At 60.2% G+C, this 21406-nt stretch carries 13 protein-coding genes; 7 read left to right on the forward strand and 6 right to left on the reverse strand.

All coding sequences use genetic code 11. The annotated features are described in order from the left end of the window. Nucleotides 1-90: 90 nt before the first annotated feature. Entirely contained in the window at nt 91-2007 is a 1917-nt protein-coding gene (locus GQF02_RS11835) for a polysaccharide biosynthesis protein (RefSeq protein ID WP_235930170.1), read from the forward strand. A 75-nt stretch (nt 2008-2082) separates the two neighbouring features. On the opposite strand, the gene GQF02_RS11840 is transcribed toward GQF02_RS11835, so the two are convergent. The 4 genes from GQF02_RS11840 to gltB form a co-directional block, all read right to left on the reverse strand. Then, on the reverse strand, nt 2083-2454 hold the full coding sequence (locus GQF02_RS11840; protein WP_160797383.1) for a ComEA family DNA-binding protein: 372 nt from the start codon (nt 2452-2454) through the stop codon (nt 2083-2085). Nucleotides 2455-2626: 172 nt separating this feature from the next. Continuing rightward, entirely contained in the window at nt 2627-4045 is a 1419-nt protein-coding gene (locus tag GQF02_RS11845; RefSeq protein WP_160797385.1) for an FAD-dependent oxidoreductase, read from the reverse strand. A gap of 79 nt (nt 4046-4124) precedes the next feature. Next, nucleotides 4125-4496 (reverse strand): four helix bundle protein, encoded by a 372-nt coding sequence (locus GQF02_RS11850; RefSeq protein ID WP_160797387.1) that lies wholly within the window; start codon nt 4494-4496, stop codon nt 4125-4127. Between the two features lie 48 nt (nt 4497-4544). After that, nucleotides 4545-8993, reverse strand: a complete 4449-nt coding sequence (gltB, locus tag GQF02_RS11855) for a glutamate synthase large subunit (protein ID WP_160797389.1) — start codon at nt 8991-8993, stop codon at nt 4545-4547. Between the two features lie 252 nt (nt 8994-9245). Here gltB and GQF02_RS11860 point away from each other — a divergent pair, with 252 nt between their 5' ends. After that, nucleotides 9246-10706 (forward strand): phospholipase D-like domain-containing protein, encoded by a 1461-nt coding sequence (locus tag GQF02_RS11860; RefSeq protein ID WP_328698615.1) that lies wholly within the window; start codon nt 9246-9248, stop codon nt 10704-10706. Between the two features lie 441 nt (nt 10707-11147). After that, nucleotides 11148-13403 carry an arginine/lysine/ornithine decarboxylase gene (locus GQF02_RS11865; protein WP_160797391.1) on the forward strand — a complete coding sequence of 752 codons (2256 nt, stop codon included), beginning with the start codon at nt 11148-11150 and terminating at the stop codon, nt 13401-13403. A 134-nt stretch (nt 13404-13537) separates the two neighbouring features. Here GQF02_RS11865 and GQF02_RS11870 read toward each other — a convergent pair whose 3' ends face one another. Next, nucleotides 13538-15298 (reverse strand): AMP-dependent synthetase/ligase, encoded by a 1761-nt coding sequence (locus tag GQF02_RS11870; protein ID WP_160797393.1) that lies wholly within the window; start codon nt 15296-15298, stop codon nt 13538-13540. A gap of 213 nt (nt 15299-15511) precedes the next feature. On the opposite strand from GQF02_RS11870, the gene GQF02_RS11875 reads away from it, so the two are divergent. Both GQF02_RS11875 and GQF02_RS11880 read left to right on the forward strand, forming a co-directional pair. After that, nucleotides 15512-16654 (forward strand): trans-sulfuration enzyme family protein, encoded by a 1143-nt coding sequence (locus GQF02_RS11875; RefSeq protein WP_160797395.1) that lies wholly within the window; start codon nt 15512-15514, stop codon nt 16652-16654. A 144-nt stretch (nt 16655-16798) separates the two neighbouring features. Beyond that, nucleotides 16799-16975, forward strand: coding sequence for a hypothetical protein (locus GQF02_RS11880; protein WP_160797397.1), 177 nt, complete (start codon nt 16799-16801; stop codon nt 16973-16975). 58 nt (nt 16976-17033) lie between these two features. Here the strand turns inward: GQF02_RS11880 and GQF02_RS11885 are convergent, their stop codons facing one another. Continuing rightward, the gene (locus GQF02_RS11885) at nt 17034-19865 is read right to left on the reverse strand and encodes an FAD-binding and (Fe-S)-binding domain-containing protein (RefSeq protein ID WP_160797399.1); all 2832 of its coding nucleotides are present in this window, start codon (nt 19863-19865) and stop codon (nt 17034-17036) included. A gap of 133 nt (nt 19866-19998) precedes the next feature. On the opposite strand from GQF02_RS11885, the gene GQF02_RS11890 reads away from it, so the two are divergent. Continuing rightward, the gene (locus tag GQF02_RS11890; RefSeq protein WP_160797401.1) at nt 19999-20550 is read left to right on the forward strand and encodes a hydrolase; all 552 of its coding nucleotides are present in this window, start codon (nt 19999-20001) and stop codon (nt 20548-20550) included. Nucleotides 20551-20711: 161 nt separating this feature from the next. Continuing rightward, nucleotides 20712-21317, forward strand: a complete 606-nt coding sequence (locus tag GQF02_RS11895) for a DJ-1/PfpI family protein (RefSeq protein WP_160797403.1) — start codon at nt 20712-20714, stop codon at nt 21315-21317. Nucleotides 21318-21406: the final 89 nt, after the last annotated feature.

The raw sequence follows: 21406 nt of genomic DNA on the forward strand, positions 1-21406 counted from the left end.
CATCACGACTTGGCAGGCGAGTATTGTAATTGATTAACGTTCGGGATGGGTTGCGCTTTGCTTCACTCATCCTAGCCCGTAAAATGCCGCATGCCTTTTACCTCCCGCCTGACCGAAGCCCTGTTGTCCTTTTCGCGCCACCACAAGATGGCGCTATTAATGCTGCTCGATACCCTGCTGCTGCCGCTGGCCTTGTGGTCGGCGGTACTGCTGCGTCTGGGCGGGGTGTGGGACCCCAAGCTCAATCCATTCTGGTGGATTTTTCTGGTACTGCCACTGTGGGTGATGCCCATCTTCATCAAGCTCGGCCTGTATCGCGCGGTGCTCAAGTATGTGGACGACAAGCTGGTGACCACGGTGTTCTCCGGCGTCAGTCTGGCGGTGTTGCTATTGATGGCGGTGATCATGATGGCCGGCATTACGCCGTTCCCGCGCACCTCCATCATCATTTTCTGGGTGTTCGCCATGGCCTATATCGGCGCCAGCCGCTTTGTGCTGCGCGGGCTGATCCGCCGTATCGACGCCCACGATGCGCCGCGCCTGCCGGTGCTGATTTACGGGGCCGGCCATGCCGGGGTGCAGCTGATGCTGGCCTTGCAGGCCGGGCGCGAGTACCGGCCGCTGGCTTTTGTCGATGATAATCCGCAACTGTGGCGCCGCACCTTTCGCGGAGTGGCGGTGCATGCGCCGGCCGAACTGCCGCTATTGATAGACGAATTCGCGCCCAAGGCGATTCTGCTAGCCATGCCCTCGGTCGGGCGCTCGCGCCAGCGCAACATTCTGCAGGCGCTGGAAGCACACCATATCCCGATCAAGAGCCTGCCCGGCATGGCAGATCTGGTCAGCGGCAAAGCCAGCTACGACCAGCTGCGCGAGATCGATATCGAAGACCTGCTAGGACGCGATCCGGTGCCGCCGCGCGTCGATCTTTTGTCGGCCAATATCGGCGGCAAGGTGGTGCTGGTCACCGGTGCCGGCGGCTCGATCGGATCGGAGCTGTGCCGCCAGATCGCCGCGCTGTCGCCCAAGCATCTGCTGCTGTTCGAGTTGTCCGAGTTTGCGCTGTACAGCATCCATCAGGAGCTGCGGCAGCTGGCACCCACGCTTGCCATCACCCCGCTACTGGGTTCGGTGACCGATTACGACCGCTTGCTATCAGTGATGACCGGCTTCAAAGTAGAAACGGTGTATCACGCCGCCGCCTACAAGCATGTACCCATGGTGGAGCACAATCCGGTGGCCGGCATTCTCAACAATGCCTTCGGCACCCAGACCTGTGCCCAGGCCGCGCAGGCGGCCGGCCTTGCCACCTTTGTGCTGATTTCCACCGACAAGGCGGTGCGCCCCACCAATGTGATGGGCGCGACCAAGCGCCTGGCCGAACTGTGCCTGCAGGCACTGAGCGATGCCGGCAGCCGCACCCGCTTCGTGATGGTGCGCTTTGGCAATGTGCTGGGCAGCTCGGGCTCGGTAGTGCCGCTATTCAAGCAGCAGATCGCCGCCGGCGGCCCTGTCACCCTCACCCATCCCGACATCACCCGCTATTTCATGACCATCCCCGAGGCCGCGCAACTGGTGATACAGGCCGGTGCCATGGGCGAAGGCGGCGACGTGTTTGTGCTGGATATGGGCGAGCCGGTGAAGATCATCGATCTGGCGCGACGGCTGGTGCATCTGTCGGGACTGGAAGTAAAAGACACGCAGCAGCCCAATGGCGATATCGAAATCCGCTGCACCGGCCTGCGCCCCGGCGAAAAGCTGTACGAAGAACTGCTGATCGGCGACAACACCCTGCCTACCCCGCACACCCGCATCCTGCGTGCGCAGGAACATTGCCTGCCGTTGGGCGAGTTGCAAGCCCATATGAGCCGGCTCAAGCTCGCCTGTGACGAGCTGGATGCCGAACAGGCGTTTATGCTGATGCAGGAAGTGGTGCAGGAATTCAAGCCCGCCGCGCAGACGGCGGACTGGCTGGTGGCCGCGAGCCGCGAGGATGTGGCGGGGTAATGGGGATTTAAAAGCTCACGCTTCAGGCGCGAGCTTGCCATCAAAAAAACCCGACGAGCGTCGGGTTTTTTTCCATCAATAAGAAGGTGTGGCCGGCTTGGAGACTGGTGGCTTGGCGCCCGGCATCGCAGGTTTGGCCATAGGCTGCTTGCTATCCGGCATGGCGGGCTTGCCCATCGCGGCTGCCGGCTTGCCCGGGCCTACACTCACATCTTTTCTCAGCATTTCCATGGTCTTGTCGCCGATACCCGGCACATTATTCAGCTCTTCTACCGTCTTGAACGGGCCGTTCTTGGTACGAAAATCAATAATGGCCTTGGCCTTGGCCGGGCCGATGCCATTCAGCGCCTCCAGCTCGGCCTGGCTGGCGCTATTGAGATTGACCGCAGCCATAGCGGCAGAGGACAGCAACAGGGCGCCGAGCAAACCGGCTAACAGTTTCTTCATTGCACCGACTCCTTAAATGATGAAGCAACCCGAATGGCTGCTTCAGCACTATAGGATTATTCGTACAGAATTTCAGGTGGCAAAAAATATCGCGGCTAACGCCGCCCCTACAGGCTAAACCATTGTAGGAGCGGCATTAGCCGCGAGCCGTCACTTCAGCCGCGATGGCGGCTTACCAGACTTTGAGGTATCCCAGCATGCCTTCGGCGGCCTGACGGCCTTCGAATACCGCGCGCACCACCAGATCGGCACCGCGTACCATATCGCCACCGGCAAATACCTTGGGGTTGCTGGTCTGATGTTTGAAGGCGGCACGCTCAGGCGCGATGGTGCGGCCACGCTCGTCGCTCACGATATTCGCACCATCGAACCAGGGCGCGGCTTCGGCCTGAAAGCCGAAAGCGATGATGACATGGTCACAGGCGATGGTTTCTTCGCTGCCGGCCACCACTTCGGCATTGCGCCGGCCCTTGGCGTCCGGTGCCCCCAGACGCGTTTCGGCCAGTTGCAGCGCCAGACTACCGTCGGCAGCCCTGCTTATCCCCATAGGCTGGCGGTTCCACAGGAACTGGACACCTTCCTCGCGCGCATTCCCCACTTCGCGCTTGGAGCCCGGCATATTGGCCTCGTCGCGGCGATAGGCGCAGATCACGCTCTTGGCCCCCTGACGGATGGCAGTACGGTTGCAGTCCATCGCGGTATCGCCGCCGCCCAGCACCACCACGCGCTTGCCTGCCATGGAAACAGGCGCATCGCTGGCTGGCAAAGTGTCCATGCTCTGGCGCACATTGTTGATCAGATAAGGCAGCGCCTCGAGTACGCCGTCGAGGTTTTCACCCTCGAAGCCGCCCTTCATATACTTGTAGGCGCCCATGCCCATAAACACCGCGTCGTAATCAGCCAGCAGCGTGTCGATGGCTATATCGCGGCCGATCTCGGTATTGAGGCGGAACTCAACGCCCATGCCTTCCATGATCTCGCGCCGGCGTGCCACCACGCTCTTTTCCAGCTTGAATTCGGGAATGCCGAAGGTCAGCAGGCCGCCGATTTCCTCGTAGCGATCGAACACCACCGGCCGTACGCCGTTGCGTACCAGCACATCGGCGCAAGCAAGGCCGGCCGGCCCGGCACCGATCACCGCTACTTTTTTGTCGGTCCACACCACCTTGGACATGTCCGGACGCCAGCCGGCCTTATAGGCTTCGTCGGTAATGTATTTCTCGATACTGCCGATGGTGACCGCGCCGAAATTGCCCTGTTCCAGCGTACACGCGCCTTCGCACAATCGGTCCTGCGGACAGACACGGCCGCAGATCTCGGGCAGGGAGTTGGTCTGGTGTGACATTTCGGCCGCTTCGAACAAACGCCCTTCCTTCACCAGCTTGAGCCAGTTCGGAATGTAGTTGTGTACCGGGCACTCCCACTCGCAGTACGGGTTGCCGCAAGACAGGCAGCGCCCGGCCTGGTCCACCGCATCCACCGGATGCAGCGGGGTATAAATTTCCTTGAACTCGATCTTGCGCACCGCCGCCTCGACCTTGTCGCCGGGGTTGCGGGAGAGCTTCATAAACTGGAATACGTCGTTTGGCATTTTTTTTCCTCGGGAACAGGGAACCGGAAACCGGGAACCGCTCCGCTCAACTTTATCGTTTCGGGCAAGCTGCCAAGCGTCAGCCTGCCGGTGGCTCAAGCTTGCGCTTTAAGCTGCGATACAAACCATTGACCAACTGGCCGACCGAAATCACCGACCGTTCAAGATTCGGGTCAGGCTGACGAAATCCCAGCCTTAGCGCCAGCTCTAACTGTGTTTCAAGTTCGTTTAGCGAACCTCTTGCGATCGCAACAAAGTGCAGATAATCACGCAGGCTGGCCCGCCCACAACCTTCTGCGATATTTGAAGGGATGGAAACCGAAGCCCGCCTCATCTGCTGCGACAAGCCATATCTTTCCTCGACAGGGAAAGAAGCTGTCAGCCGATAAATGTCTACCGACAAGTTCATGGACTGTTGCCAGACATCCAGTTGCTTATGCAGATAAAACATGGCTCAGTCTCCACCGCGAATCCCGCGTCCCGGATCCCAGGTCCCTTTTTAGTCCTTCAACAGCGATTCCAATTTCGCCGCCTTGGGCTTGACCAGCCAGAAGTAATCGACGTAATCGTCGAAGTTCTCCAGCATGGCGCGGCCGGTTTCCGAGCCGGTCAGTTCGACATGTTTGGCGATCTTCTCCAGCAGATAGGCACGGTACATGCCCATCGCTTCGCCGTTGATCAGGTTGATGTCGATCAGCTCGTTGTTGTAGCGGTAAGGGAAGCGTTCGTTCTTGTCGTAGACGAAGGCGAAGCCGCCGGTCATGCCAGCACCGAAGTTGTAGCCGGTTTCACCCAATACGATCACCGTGCCGCCGGTCATGTATTCGCAGCAGTGGTCGCCTGCGCCCTCGATCACCGCCAGCGCGCCCGAGTTCCTCACTCCGAAGCGCTCGCCAGCGATACCGGCCGCGAACAGCTGGCCACCGGTTGCGCCATACAGGCAGGTGTTACCAACGATGATGGACTCGCCCGCCTTGTAACTGGCGTTCTTCGGCGGATAGATGGTGACGCGGCCACCGGCCATGCCTTTGCCGACATAGTCGTTGGCATCGCCTTCCAGTTCCAGATGCAGGCCCGGCGCATTCCATACGCCAAAGCTTTGCCCGGCCGAGCCGTTGAACTTGACCTTGAGACAGCCAAACGGCAGGCCGGCAGCACCGTGTACGCGGGCGATTTCACCCGACAGGCGCGCACCGATGGAGCGGTGGATGTTTTCGATCGGATATTCGAGCTGCAACATCTGCGTATTGTGGATGGCGTTGCGCGCATCGTTCAGAATGGCTTCGGCCAGCTCGCCCTTGTCAAACGAAGGGTTGGAGGCTTCCAGACAGAAACGCGGCTCGCTATCCGGCACCGTGCCCTGGCTCAGCAAAGGCGACAGATCCAGCTTGTGCTGCTTGTCGCCGCTGCCCGATTGCAGCTCCAGCAGCTCCATGCGGCCGATCAGCTCTTCCATCGTGCGCACGCCCAGCTTGGCCATCCACTCGCGGGTTTCGCGCGCGATGAACAGGAAGTAGTTCATCACCATTTCCGGCAAGCCGATAAAGTACTTGGAGCGCAGCTTGATTTCCTGCGTGGCCACGCCGGTCGCGCAGTTGTTCAGATGGCAGATGCGCAGGTATTTGCAACCCAGCGCCACCATAGGGCCGGTGCCAAAACCAAAGCTTTCCGCACCCATAATCGCGGCCTTGACCACATCCAGGCCGGTCTTGAGGCCGCCATCGGTCTGCACCCGCACCCGGCCGCGAAGGCCGTTGGCGCGCAATACCTGCTGCGCCTCGGTCAGGCCCAGCTCCCATGGCGTACCGGCATACTTCACCGAAGTCAGCGGCGAGGCACCGGTGCCGCCGTCGTAACCGGAGATGGTGATCAGGTCGGCATAGGCCTTGGCCACGCCGGCGGCAATCGTGCCCACGCCTGGCTCGGCCACCAGCTTGACCGACACCAGCGCCGTCGGATTAACCTGCTTCAAGTCGAAAATCAGCTGAGCCAGGTCTTCGATCGAATAGATATCATGGTGCGGCGGCGGCGAAATCAGGCTGACGCCTTCCTTGGCGTGGCGCAGGCGCGCGATCAGGCCGGATACCTTGTCGCCCGGCAACTGGCCGCCCTCGCCCGGCTTGGCGCCTTGCGCCACCTTGATCTGCAGCACTTCGGCATTGACCAGATAATGCGGGGTCACGCCGAAACGGCCGGAGGCAACCTGCTTGATCTTGGACATTTTCTCGGTGCCGTAGCGCGCCGCATCTTCGCCGCCCTCGCCCGAGTTGGAACGCCCGCCCAGACGGTTCATGGCGATGGCCAGCGCCTCGTGTGCCTCGGGGCTCAACGCGCCCAGCGACATACCGGCCGAGTCGAAGCGCTTGAGGATGGCCTCGATCGGCTCGACCTCATCCAGCGGAATCGGCGTGGCAGCAAGTTTGAGCTCCATCAGGTCGCGGAACATGGCGACCGGACGGCTGTTCACCAGATGGGCATAGGTCTGGTAGGCATCGTAATCGTCGTTCTGCACCGCTTTTTGCAGCTGCGTCACCACGTCCGGGTTGTAGGCGTGATATTCCTCGCCATGCACATACTTGAGCAGGCCGCCATGGCTGATCGGACGCATCGGGTTGAAGGCGAAACGCGCCAGCTTTTTCTGGTCGTCTTCGAACTCGTCAAAGCCGGCACCCGACAGGCGCGACACCGTGCCCTTGAGGCACAGTTCCACCACTTCCTCGTGGATGCCGATGGCCTCGAACAACTGGCCGCCGCGATAGCTGGCGATGGTGGACACCCCCATCTTGGACAGCACCTTGAGCAAGCCCTTGTTGATGCCCTTGCGGTAATGCTGCAACGCTTCGTTGATCTTGCACTTCACATCACCGGCATTCACCAGACCGATAATGCTCTGATAGGCGAGGTAAGGATAAACCGCGGTTGCGCCATAGCCGATCAGACAGGCCATCTGGTGCGCATCGCGCACGGTGCCGGTCTCGACCACGATATTGGTCTTGCAGCGCAAGCCGCTATCGATCAGCGCATGATGCACGGCACCAGTGGCGAACAGCGCGTGGATTGGCAGGCGGTTGGCGCTCAGGTTGCGGTCGGACAGCACCACCACGACCGTGCCTTCGCGTACAGCTTCCACCACATGGGCACACAGCTTTTGCAATGCAGCCTGCAGCCCGATGTCGGCGGGGTCGTAGCACAGGTCGAAGCTGGTCGACTTCAGGTGCGGTTCGGGACGCGTGGTCACGCGTACGAATTTTTCGTGGCTGAGTACCGGGCTGCGCACTTCCAGACGCTTGGCGTGCTCGGCACTTTCCTCGAACATATTGCGCTCGGGGCCGAATACCGAGTTAAGCGACATCACCACCGCTTCCCGTATCGGGTCGATAGGCGGGTTGGTGACCTGGGCAAACTGCTGGCGCAGATAATCGAACGGCGAGCGCACTTTTTTCGACAGCACTGCCATTGGCGTGTCGTCGCCCATGGAGCCGACTGCTTCCTGACCGTCTTCGGCCAATACGCGCAGAATCTGGTCGCGCTCTTCAAAGCTGAGATTGAACTGCTTCTGATAGGTCAGGAGCTGGTCCGCACTCATCGCCTCCAGGCTGGAGTCGTCTTCTATCGACAGCTCCAGATACTGCGCCGAATCCTTGATCCACTGACGGTAAGGCTTGGCACTCTTAAGCTGGGCGTCGATCTCTTCCGGCAGCAACAGCTCGCCGGTGCACAGATCGGCAGCAAACAGCTGGCCCGGCTTGACGCGGCCCTTCTTCGCCACGTCCTCGGGGCGGTAATCCCACACCCCGACTTCCGAGGCGATGGTCAGCACATTATCCTTGGTCAGCACCCAGCGCGCCGGACGCAGGCCGTTGCGGTCCAGCATACAGGCTGCGTAGCGGCCGTCGGTCAGCACAATGCCGGCCGGGCCATCCCATGGCTCCATATGCATGGAGTTGAATTCGTAGAAGGCGCGCAGATCCTTGTCGGTGGAATCCACATTCTGCCAGGCCGGCGGCACCAGCAAGCGCAAGGCGCGGAACAGCGGAATGCCGCCCATCAGCAGGCCTTCAAGCATATTGTCCAGACTCATGGAGTCGGAGCCGTCGGTCTGCACGATGGGGCGTACCGCATCCATGTCCAGATGTTCGGATGCCATGATCTGCTCGCGCGCACGCGCCCAGTGGCGGTTGCCCGACACGGTATTGATCTCGCCGTTGTGCGCAAGGAAACGGAACGGCTGCGCCAGCTTCCACTGCGGCCAGGTATTGGTCGAGAAGCGCTGGTGGAATACCGCGAGGCTGGACTCGAAACGCTCATCCTGCAAATCGAGGAAGAAACGAGACAGATTGTCCGGCGTCACCAGGCCCTTGTACGACAAGGTATGCGGCGACAGGGTAGGCAGATAGAAATAAGGATCGTCGGCCTTGTTGGCCTTCTCGGCCAGACGGCGTGCCATATACAGGCGACGCTGGAAAGTCGGCTCGTCCATGCCGAACGGGCAGTTGACAAAGACCTGCACGATGGCCGGCAAGCTGGCGAGCGCTGCCTCGCCGCAAGCGCTGTCATCGGTCGGCACCGCGCGAAAACCGGCGGCTTCCAGACCTTGCTCTTCCAGATGCTCCTTCAGCCGGCGCAGGCTTTTCTGGCCAAGTGCCGCATCGGGGTGGTGAAATACCAGACCGGCAGCGTACACTGGCTTGACGCTGATGCCGGCAGCTTGCGCGACCTGACGTAAAAAACCGTCCGGCTTACGGAACAGCAGCCCGCAACCGTCGCCCGATTTACCATCGGCGGCAACGGCACCGCGATGAGTCAGTTTGGCGAGCGAAGAAATAGCCGTTTTCACCAGCCAGTGGCTGGGTTTATCGTCCATCTGGGCAATGAGGCCGAAGCCGCAGCTATCCTGCTCGAAATCCGGGCGGTACAAAGTACCTTCCAACCAGCGCTGTCTATCCATATTGTTGCCTGCTGATAATGTAAAACGAATGATTCGATTCTAAGGTCAAGTGAGGCAGAATCGCAACCCGAATTTGTGCGGCGCGATAATCCATTACTATCAAGCATTTAGCTGCGAAACCATGCGTTTTTCTACGGGAAAACCCCAGCTTTATTTTCAGTTTTGTGACGTTAAATTTAAATTTAGCGACCAAAATAAGTGCATAAACAATATTGAAAATAGCCACCAACTGCATAATGTCGGACAAAAAGCGTGATTGATACTCCGGAAAAATCTCCCGCCTCCCGTGAGGCCGTACGCGGCTTCGCCGACCAGGCCTTTGCCCGCGCGGCAGGCGCACCGCTGATTGCCGGCAATCACGCCAGCTTGCTGTACGACAGCGCCGAAAATTTTCCGGCCTGGGAAGCGGCGATTGCCGCGGCGCAGGAAAGCATCCTGATCGAGATGTATATGTTCAGCAACGATGACTTCGGCCGCCATCTATGCGCCCTGCTCGCCGAGCGGGCGCGCAGCAAGGTGCGCGTGCTGTTGCTGCTGGACTGGTTCGGCTGCTGGCAGGAAATTTTGTCCGGCTTTTTCAAACCGCTGCTCGCGGCCGGTGCCGAAATCCGCTACTACAATCCCCCCAGCCTGTCCGCCGGGCTCGCACTTTTGGGGCGCAACCACCGCAAGCAAATCATCGTCGACCAAGAGCAGGTCTTTGTCGCCGGCCTGTGCGTCAGCGCGCGCTGGGAAGGCGATAGCCAAGCCGGCATCGCGCCCTGGCGCGACACCGGCATCCGCCTGACAGGCCCGGTGCTACAGGCGGCCATTGCCGCTTTTGCCGATAGCTGGGCCAGTTGCGGCAGCCCGCTGGCGCTGGCGTCGTACGCAGCGACTGCACCCGAGCCCGGCGATGTGGCTGCACGCCTGATTGCCACCACCCCCAGCAGCGCCAACATGATGCGGCTGGACCTGATGATTGCCGCCTTCGCCCGCGAAACGCTATGGATTACCGACGCCTATTTCATGGGCACGGGCACCTATCTCACCGCATTGAAAAATGCGGCACGCGACGGGGTCGATGTGCGTTTGCTGGTGCCGCGCGCCAGCGATATTGCCTGGATCGCGACCGTGTCGCGTACCCAGTACCGCCCCCTGCTGGAAGCCGGGGTGCGCGTGTTCGAATGGAACGGCTCAATGATCCATGCCAAGACCGCCGTAGCCGACGGACGCTGGGCGCGCATCGGTTCGTCCAATCTCAATGTGTCCAGCTGGCTGGCCAACCGGGAACTGGATGTGTCCATCGAAGACGAAACGCTGGCGGGCGAGCTGGCCGCCCGCTTTTACCGTGATCTGGATAACGCCACCGAAGTCATTCTGCAGGGCCAGCGCCGCCGGCCGGCACTATCACGCCCGCGCCTACCGTATCACTCGCCCCTGTTGAGCGCCGGTGCCAATGCCACCCGTGCCCGTGCCACCGCCCGAGCGGCCGCCAGACAAGCTGCGCGCATCGGCGACGCCATTGAAGCCGTGGTGCGCGGTACGCGCGAAATCGAGCGCAGCGAAGCTTCCGCGCTGTTAAGCATAGGCTGCACCCTCTTGCTGCTGGCTCTGGCCATCGCCTTCTTCCCATGGCTGATCGCCGCGCCGCTGGTGCTGCTGCTGGGCACGGGCAGCGCGGCACTGATCCTGAAGGCGTGGCAGCTGCGTAAGACGGAGAATGGGAGATAGGGCGTGGAGAGAGGGGCGTCGACACCGCCCCCCACACCACCCCGCCACTTTACAAACCATCCAATATAGATATAATGCGCGCCGAACAGGGTATTCGAAGGTGGGTTGCTTGCAGCCTGCCCTAAGCCGGCAGACGTGAGGATGGATACCATCCAGTGCGGACCGCGGTGCAAAGCACCCAAATGACCCGACGCTCAGGCGCCGGAATTTGATGTGAATCGCGCCTCAAGGCCAGCCACGGCGTGCGCTACTTCTGCGTACCGCACGAACAGCAACTGCGCCCCAACGCGCACCGAGTGACATCTTTGGCCTCGCCAAAGGCCGCAAGGCGTTACAGGTGCCCGGCCCCGACCCTGTGTCATGACAGGGCACGACCCCATACCACGCTTGCGCCCTTTTTGACGGTGCCATTGATGTCCGAGTTTCAACAAGGACTCAGGCATGCGTTTCCGTTTTCCCATCGTCATCATCGATGAAGACTTCCGCACCGAAAATACCAGCGGCTCCGGCATCCGCGAGCTGGCCAGCGCCATTGAAAGCCAGGGCATCGAAGTGGTGGGCTACACCAGCTATGGCGACCTGACTGCATTTGCGCAGCAGCAAAGCCGTGCCGCCGGCTTTATCCTGTCTATCGATGACGAGGAATTCCACACCCAAGACAGCACGGATACCGCGCTGGGCAAGCTGTATGGTTTTATCGCCGAACTGCGTCGCCGCAACCCCGATATCCCGGTCTACCTCTATGGCGAAACGCGTACCGCACGCCACATCCCGAACGACATCCTGCGCGAGCTGCATGGCTTTATCCACATGCACGAGGACACGCCGGACTTTGTGGCACGCCATATCATCCGCGAAACCAAGTCCTACCTCGACAGTCTGGCGCCACCCTTCTTCCGTGCGCTGGTCGACTACGCCAACGATGGCTCCTATTCCTGGCACTGCCCGGGCCACTCCGGCGGCGTCGCCTTTTTGAAGAGCCCGGTCGGCCAGATGTTCCACCAGTTCTTCGGCGAGAACATGTTGCGCGCCGACGTATGCAATGCGGTGGATGAACTGGGCCAGTTGCTCGACCATACCGGCCCGGTGGCTGCATCCGAGCGCAACGCCGCGCGCATTTTCAGCGCCGACCATCTGTTTTTTGTCACCAACGGCACCTCGACCAGCAACAAGATCGTGTGGCATAGCACGGTTGCCGCCGGCGACATCGTACTGGTGGACCGCAACTGCCATAAGTCCAATCTGCACGCGATCATTATGACCGGCGCCATTCCGGTGTTCCTGATGCCGACGCGCAACCACTACGGCATTATCGGCCCGATTCCCAAGGCCGAATTTTCGCTGGAAAACATCCGTCAAAAAATTCTGGCCAACCCGTTTGCCCGCGCCGCGCTGGAGAAGAACCCGGACGCCAAGCCGCGCATCCTGACGCTGACCCAGTCCACCTACGACGGCATCCTGTACAACGTCGAGGAGATCAAGGGCCTGCTCGATGGCGAGGTCGACAGCCTGCATTTTGACGAAGCCTGGCTGCCGCACGCCAGCTTCCACGACTTCTATGGCGACTTCCACGCCATTGGCGACGACAGGCCGCGCTGCAAGGAGTCGATGATTTTCTCCACCCAGTCCACCCACAAGCTGCTGGCCGGCATCTCGCAGGCCTCGCAGATTCTGGTGCAGGACCCGATCAACCGCAAACTGGATGTGTCCTTGTTCAACGAAGCCTATCTGATGCACACCTCGACCAGCCCGCAGTACGCGATTATCGCCAGCTGCGATGTGGCAGCGGCGATGATGGAACAGCCGGGCGGCAAGGCGCTGGTGGAGGAATCGCTGGTCGAGGCGCTGGACTTCCGTCGCGCCATGCGCAAAGTGGATGAAGAGTACGGCAATGACTGGTGGTTCAAGGTGTGGGGACCGCAAGCGCTGTCGGACGATGGCATCTGCGATCCGGCCGAATGGCAACTCAAGCCGGAAGACCGCTGGCACGGCTTTGCCGGCATCGAAGAAGGCTTCAACCTGCTCGACCCGATCAAGGCCACCATTCTCACCCCGGGGCTGGATGTAGACGGCAACCCGGACGAAATGGGCATACCGGCCGCCATCGTCACCAAGTATCTGACCGAACACGGCGTCGTGGTGGAAAAGACCGGCCTGTACAGCTTCTTCATCATGTTCACCATCGGCATTACCAAGGGGCGCTGGAACACGCTGATTTCACTGTTGCAGCAGTTCAAGGACGACTACGACAAAAACCAGCCGATGTGGCGCATCATGCCGGAATTTGTCGCCAAGTATCCGCAATACGAGCGCGTCGGCCTGCGCGATCTGTGCCAGAAGATTCACGAACTGTACGCGCGCCATAATATTGCGCGCCTGACGACCGAAATCTATCTGTCGGAAATGGAGCCGGCCATGCGCCCGGCCGATGCCTTCGCCAAGACCGCACACCGCGAAATCGAGCGCGTGCCGGTAAGCGAGCTGGAAGGCCGCATCACCGCCGGCCTGCTCACCCCTTATCCGCCGGGGATTCCGCTCTTGATTCCGGGTGAGCGCTTCAACCGTACCATTGTCGGCTATCTGAAGTTTGTACAAGACTTCAACCTCGAACTGCCGGGCTTTGAAACCGATGTGCACGGCCTGGTTGCGGTGGAAAAAGACGGCAAGCGGGTGTACTGCGTGGACTGTGTGAAATAAGGGATGGGGAGAGGGGCGTAGTGGCCAAAGCCCTGGCCACTACAGGTGCAGCAGACCATCCCCGTCAGGCTCACTCCAATGCAACAAAGCCCCGCGACGTATCGCGGGGCTTTGTTGTATCCGGCAAACCGGTATCAGGCAGGATGGTGCTGATACAGGCTGTCGATCAGGTCACGGCAATGCTGGGTAATCACCTTGCGGCGCAGCTTCAGCGTCGGCGCCAGTTCACCCTTGTCCACACACCACGGTTTTTCCAGCAGCGCGAATTTCTTCACATGCTCCCAGTTACCGAAGTAGCGGTTGAAGCGTTTGACCTCGCGGTCTATCAGCGCCTGCACTTTGGGGTTGTGCGTCATTTCGGCATCGCTGGTATAGGCGATCCCCTGCTGGGCACACCACTCCTTGAGCTTGTCGAATAGCGGCACAATCAGTGCGCCGGCAAACTTCTGCCCGTCGCCCACCACCATGACCTGGTCGATAAAGGCCGATTCCTTGAGCTTGTTCTCGATTACCTGCGGCGCAATGTATTTGCCGTTGGAAGTCTTGAACATTTCCTTCTTGCGGTCGGTGATGGTCAGCACACCGTCGGCCATCTTGCCGATGTCGCCGGTATGCAGCCAGCCGTCGATAATGGTTTCTGCGGTCTGCTCGGCATCCTTGTAGTAGCCGACCATCACATTGGGGCCCCGCACCAGAATCTCGCCATCGTCGGCTATCTTCACCTCGACATGCGGCAGCGGCACGCCAACCGAGCCGATGCGGACCTTGTCGGCATCGAACAGGTTAGCCGAAATCACCGGCGAGCATTCGGTCATGCCGTAGCCTTCGGCCACCATAATGCCGCAGGCCCACATCAGGCGTGCCAGACGCGGCTGCAGCGCGGCCGAGCCGACATTAATCCACTTGAGTTCGCCGCCCAGCGCCGTGCGCCACTTGCTGAAAATCAGCTTGTCGGCCAGCGCGTACTGCGCCTTTTGCCACAGCCCCATCTTGACGTTGGGGTCGAAATTCTCGGCCATCTCCAGCGCCCACAGATACAGCTTTTTCTTGTTGCCGGAGAGCTCGGACGCCTTGCCCGCCAGCTTTTCGTACAGTTTTTCCAGCACGCGCGGCACGGCGCTGAAGGTGTGCGGATGCACTTCCTGCAGCGCATTGGACAGCTGCTCGACACCGGCAAAATAGATGCTGGTGCCGGAAGACATATAGTAGTAAACCCCGGCCCGCTCGAAGATATGCGACAGCGGCAGGAAAGACAGGGCGCGCAGCTTGCCTTCCGGCAGGCCGGTATGTTCGGCCGTTGCCGTCACGGTGCTGACTACATTGCGATGCGACAGCATGACGCCTTTGGAGCGGCCGGTCGTACCCGATGTGTAGATAATGGTAAACACGTCGTCGGCGCGGATGCTGTCACGCAGGCCGGCGAGCATGATATCGTCACCATCGGCACCCAGTGCCTCGACTTCGCGCCACGAGGACACGCCTTCGATATCGGCAAAGGAATAGATAGGACAGGTCAGTTTGCCCAGCGCATCATGTACTTTGCGCTGCATGGCTGCCGTGCCGGCAAAGGCCATTTTGACCCCGGCATGCATCAGGATATAGGTCGCGTCCTCGACGGTAATGGTCGGGTACAGCGGCACGCTGATGGCACCGATCTGCTGCAGGGCCAGATCGACCAGAACCCATTCGGTCGAGTTGTCGGCCACGATGGCGACGCGGTCGCCACGGTTGATGCCCAGTTTGATAAAGCCATGGCTGACGCGGTTGACGGTTTCTACAACTTCAGGCGTCGAAAGGGTATGCCACTGCTTGCCTTTGCGTGTACTCAGGCAGTCATGGCGTGGTTGCGTTTCTAGCTGGTGATACAGAAAGTCAAATGCACGTTCAAGCTTCATCGCTTTATGTGGACCGAAATCGAAAGAGCGCACCTTATCCCCAATCGGCGAAGGTGTAAAGTATTGAACTTAGACGGCTTTGTCCGATATCAAACTGGAATTGGCAAAGACTGCACAATAAAACAATAGCAATTAGTCTCAAATTTACCGCATGCCACATGGCCGCATTTCTTAACATCTTCATACGTTTTACTTAAAAATCCGAGGCTTAAGATGAAGTTTTCCACCCGCGCCATCCATGCCGGCTATCAGGCAAAAGCACACCAGGGCGCAGTGATGCCGCCGATTTACCAAACCTCGGTATTTGCCTTCGAGCAGATCGGCGCCGACATGGAATTTTCCTATGCCCGCTCCGGCACACCGACCCGGGCAGCACTGGAAGACTGCTTTGCCAGTCTGGAAAATGCCCGCCACGGCATGGCTTTTGCCAGCGGCATGGCTGCCATTGATGGCGTATTACGTGCCTTTTTGCAGCCGGGTGACGAGGTCATCGTCGTGGCCGACCTGTATGGCGGAGCCTGGCGTTTATTGTCCAAGGTGATGGCGCCGCTGGGGATCAAGGTCAGCTTTGTCGATTTGACCGATCCGGCCAATCTGGAGGCCGCCATCAATCCTGCGGTCAAGCTGGTATGGCTGGAGTCGCCCACCAACCCGCTATTGAATCTGGTCGATATTGCCGCGCTGTCGGCCATTGCCCACGCCCATGGCGCACATGTCGCGATCGACAATACCTTTGCCACGCCTTATCTGCAGAACCCGCTCGATCTGGGTGCCGATATCGTGGTGCACTCGGCCACCAAATATCTGGGCGGCCACTCCGATGTGCTACTGGGTCTGGTTGCGCTGAACGACGATGCGCTGCAGCAGAAAATCCGCTTTATCCAGAACTCGGCCGGCAATGTACCGGGGCCGCAGGACTGCTTTTTAGTGCTGCGCGGCATCAAGACGCTTGCGCTGAGAATGGAGCGCCATTGCGACAATGCCGAAAAGGTCGCCGCTTTTCTAGTTGACCACCCTGCCATTGAAAAGGTGTTCTTCCCCGGCCTCACCGACCATCCGCAACACGCGCTGGCCAAGACACAGATGCGCCGTTTCGGCGGCATCATTTCCATCTATTTAAAGGAAGACACGCGCGAAGCCGCCAACCGCGTCGCCACCCGTCTGCAATTGTTCGCGCTGGCCGAATCGCTGGGCGGGGTCGAATCGCTGGTCAACCACAGCTGGACCATGTCGCACGGCTCGCTGCCTCCCGAACAGAAACGCGCACTGGGACTGCGCGAAGGCGGTTTGCGCCTATCTATAGGGATAGAAGATATAGACGACATTCTGGCCGATCTGGCTCAGGCGCTCGCCTGATTGCCGGCACTTCGATAGCGGCGCAGCGAAGAATGCCCATAGAAATGACCGCCATGTCGCGGCGCTGGCTATCGATGTCCGGGAAACGAAAGACAAACAACTGTTTTAAAACGGATAATTGTCTCCAAACATTGGAGAACAAACATGACAATCATACTGAGCGCTGTATTGATTTATTTCTTTGCACTACCGATCATCGGCGGTGCCTTTTCCCTGCTCAGCGGCATGCTCAAACCGCGCTTTCGCCGTGGTCAGGAGGAAGTACAGCGCAACTCGCCGTTCAATCCGTTTTACCAGCAGTCGCCATTCAATCTGGGCTGAGAAAAACCGGCTGGTGATCAAGGGCAAGGCGCAGGCCTTGCCCTTTTTGCGTGCCGCTTTAAGCTGCGCGCGTCACCTTGTCCACCAGCACCATCAGATGCTGGTAATCGAGGCCAGAATGTTCGGACAGGCCGATCTCGCAAGTCGCACTATTGGAATAGCCGCCACTGCAATGGCTGACCTGAGGGCGCAAATCCTTCAGCGCCGAAGCATTCAGCTCGGGATAGGTAAAGCCCTTGTCGCCGGCAAAACCGCAACAGGTCACCCCGCCCGGCACCGTCACCCTGGTCGCGCAGCGCCGCGCCAGCGCTTCCAGCATCGCTGCCTGACCGCTTTTACGCATCGAACACACCACATGCAGCGCCACATCCTCATCCAGCGGGCTGAACTGCAGATAGTCGGCAGCCACTTCATGCACAAAGCGCGTCACGTCGTAAATCTGTAGCGGCGTGTCCTGCAAGCCCTCCAGCAGCGCCACCGTGCAGACCCCGTTGTCGACAATGACCGGCCAGCGGCCATTGTCACTGGCCAGCAATAGCGCCGCCTCCACCTCCATACGCTTGGCCTCAGCCGCGTCCATCGCGCCTTTGGAGTGAAAAGGCGTGCCGCAGCACAGATTGCCCAGATCCGCCGGATATAGCAGCGCATAACCGGCTTTTTCCAGCACCGAAGCGACCACCTGATTCACCGGACGCGCATCCGGCGCCGCACCCGAGGGTACAAAGGTACGCGTCAGGCAGGACGGCAGATACACCACCTTGCGCACGCTGTCCGCCTTGCCCGGCAACGCGCTAAAACGCCCTGCACCACGCGGGAAATGGCGCGACCAGTGCGGCACGCGCGTACCCAGCACCCGGCGCAAGCCCTGCATCAAGGCCGCCGTGCCGCCCTCGCCCGCCACCTTCTCAAAGCCGGCAAGCAGACGCAAACCGGTTCGTGCCGCGCTGCTGGCCAGGCCATAATGCCGTGCCAGCGTCGCGGCCCGCTTGCGGTCGCTGTCGCCCAGTGCCGCTTCGCGCAGGCCCAGCGTGAGCCGGCCGGTATTGATCCCCACCGGGCACGCCGTCTCGCACAAGCCGCAGGCGACACAGGTTTGCTCGCCGGCATAGACATAAGACGCCTCCATTTGCTGCAAGGCGGCAGGCTCGGTGCCGCTTGCCGCCAGCGCCGCGATTTCGCGCCGCGCGACAATCCGCTGGCGCGGCGTCAGTGTCAGTGCGCGGCTGGGGCATTGCGCCTCGCAAAAACCGCACTCGATGCATTTGTCGATAATGGGGTTGGCCACCGGCATGGGCTTGAGATGTTTGACATGCAAGAGCTTGTCCTGCGACAGGATCACATCGGGGTTGAGCATGCCCTGAGGATCAAACAGCAGCTTGATTTCCTGCATCACGCGGTAGGCATCCGCCCCCCACTCCAGCTCGACAAAGGGCGCCATATTGCGCCCGGTGCCATGCTCGGCCTTGACCGCGCCCTCGTACTCGACCGCCACCAGCTGGCACACGTCTTCCAGAAAAGCCTGATAACGCCCGATTTCGGCCTCGCCGGAAAAGTCAGGGGTAAACACGAAGTGCAGATTGCCTTCCAGCGCATGGCCGAAAATGATGGCCTCGTGATAGCCGTGGCGCTGGAACAGGGCCTGCAGCTTGAGCGTGCCCTCCGCCAGATGCTCGATCGGAAACACCACATCCTCGATAATCACCGTCGTCCCGGTCGCGCGCATCGCCCCGACACTGGGGAACATGCCCTTGCGGATATTCCATAGCCGGGTCGTTTCGGCGGCATCACTACTGAACACGAGCGGCGCCAATGCGTAAAACGGCGCAAGCAAAGCGCTGATGGCTGCGCACTGGCGCTGCAAATCCGCTGCGGACTCGGCGCGGGTTTCAATCAGGATGGCCGCCGCCGTATCGGGCAGGCTGCGTATCAGCGCCGGCACGCCGGCCTTGTTTTCGACCGAGCGCAGGCTGGCCCTATCCAGCAGTTCGGCCGCGGCTACCTGATCCTTATGCTGTGCCAGCACCGAGATAGCCTGACAGGCCGTGCCGATGTCGGGGTAAAACACCAGGGCCGATGCCTTATGCGCCCAGTCGGGCACGGTGTGATACACCACCTCGGACACGAAGGCCAGCGTGCCTTCGCTGCCCACCATCAGATGCAGCAAGATGGCCAGCGGGTCGGTGTAGTCCACCAGCGCATTCAGGCTATAACCGGTGGTGTTCTTCATCTTGTACTTGCGCCGTATCCTGGCCGCGAGCGTCTCGTTCCCCTGCACGCGCAGGGCCAAGCCCGACAAGGCCGACAGCAAGCCGGCATGGCTCTCGCGAAACGCCGCCACACTAGCCTCGTCCGAGGTATCGAGCAAGGTGCCGTCTGCCAGGATCAGGCGCAGGCTGCGCACGGTACGATAACTGTTCTGCGCCGTGCCGCAGCACATCCCGCTTGAATTATTGTTGACGATGCCGCCGATCATCGCCGCATTCAGCGTGGCCGGGTCCGGGCCTATCTTGCGCCCGTAGGGCAAGAGCGCGGCATTGGCCGCCGCCCCCAGTACGCCCGGCTGCAAACGGATGGCCGCGCCATGATCCAGCACCTCCAGCGCATTCCACGCATCCCCCGCCACCAGCAAGATGGAATCGCTGACCGCCTGCCCAGACAAGGACGTACCCGCCGCACGGAAAGTGACCGGCAAAGCCAGTGCCGCCGCCTCGGCCAGCAACAGCCTGACCTCGTCCTCGTTATGCGTTTTCACCACCACCTTGGGCGTTAGCCGGTAGCAGGACGCATCGGTGCCATAAGTCAGCGTGGACAGCGGATCGGTATAGATGCGCCGGCTGTCGATACGACCACTAATACGCCGGACAAAGCTTTGGTAGGCGGCAGGCAACATGCAAATTGCTCCAGGACTCAGGTCATCAATAGGACAAAGTTTGCCACAGTCAGCGCACTTGCCCCATGCGGGGATGCCCCTATCCATGACTATGAATTATCCTGACGTGAAAACCACAAGCGGGAATACAAACATGCTGATGCACAAAGACAAGGCCACCTTGCTGGTGGTGGATATACAGGACAAGCTCACCCCCGCCATTGCTGGCGCGCAAAACCTGATCGCGCGCGCACGCTGGCTCATCGCGGCCGCCCATGATTGTGCCCTGCCGGTGGTGTTTTCCGAACAGTATCCGCAGGGGCTGGGCCACACTCTGGCCGAGTTAAGCGCCGCCGCCCCCGATGCAGTGCATGTCGAAAAGCTGCACTTCTCCTGCATTAGTGCCGGTTGCCTGCCGCGCAGCCTGCTTGAACGCGAACAGGTGATCGTGTGCGGCATGGAAACCCATGTCTGCGTGCTGCAGACGGTGCTGGGGCTGCTGCAACTGGGCAAACAGGTATTCGTGGTCGCCGATGTGGTCGGCAGCCGTGCCGACAGCGACAAGGAGTTGGGGCTGCAAAGAATGCGGGACGCGGGCGCGGTGCTGGTCAGCCGCGAAATGGTGCTGTTCGAGATGCTGGAAAAATCCGGCAGCGAGCAGTTCAAGGCAATGAGCAAGAAGTATCTGGTCGGCGAACAGCCGTGATGGCCAGGTAGGATGCTTAATTAAGAGGGCATCACCTGCCGGAAGGCGAAATTGCTGGCTTACGCTGCGGGTGGCGGCTAACCCGTCTTTGCGAAAACAGCAAGGCAAAGCACCCTGCGCTACTTGTAAAACGCGTAACAGATAGTCCGGGGCTTAACAATATGCACATAGCCATCCTTACCTTCGAAGGGTTCAATGAACTCGACTCCTTGATCGCCTTGGGGATACTTAATCGCATCAAAAAACCGGGCTGGCGAGTTACGCTCTCATGCCCAACGCCGTCGGTCACCTCCATGAACGGCGTCACCGTGCATGCCCAGTCAACATTAGCCGAAGCCTGCGCGGCCGATGCCGTGATAATCGGCAGCGGTATGCAGACTCGGGACATCGTCAACACCCCGGCGCTCATGGCGCAGCTCCAGCTAGATCCGGCACGGCAGCTGATTGGCGCCCAATGCTCCGGCACGCTGATTCTGGCCAAGCTCGGACTCCTCGGAAACGTCCCTGCATGTACTGACCTGATTACAAAACCTTGGGTACAGGAGGCGGGCATTGCCGTGATTGACCAGCCCTTCTACGCGCAAGGTAACGTTGCAAGCGCAGGTGGCTGCCTGGCATCACCGTATCTTGCCGCTTGGGTTATTGCACGCACCGAGGACGAAGAAGCCGCGAGAAACGCACTTCACTATGTCGCGCCGGTTGGCGAGAAGGAAGAGTATGTTTCCCGTGCCATGAAGAATATTGCACCCTATCTGCCATCACCCTAGTCATGACGACCAAGTTGGCCGGTAAGGGTTAGGCGTGTGGGTTAGCGCGTAGATACCGTCTTGCCCATCATGCGGTCAAGTAGTCCGAT

The sequence above is a fragment of the Craterilacuibacter sinensis genome (assembly GCF_009831765.1).
Lineage (GTDB): Bacteria > Pseudomonadota > Gammaproteobacteria > Burkholderiales > Chromobacteriaceae > Craterilacuibacter > Craterilacuibacter sinensis.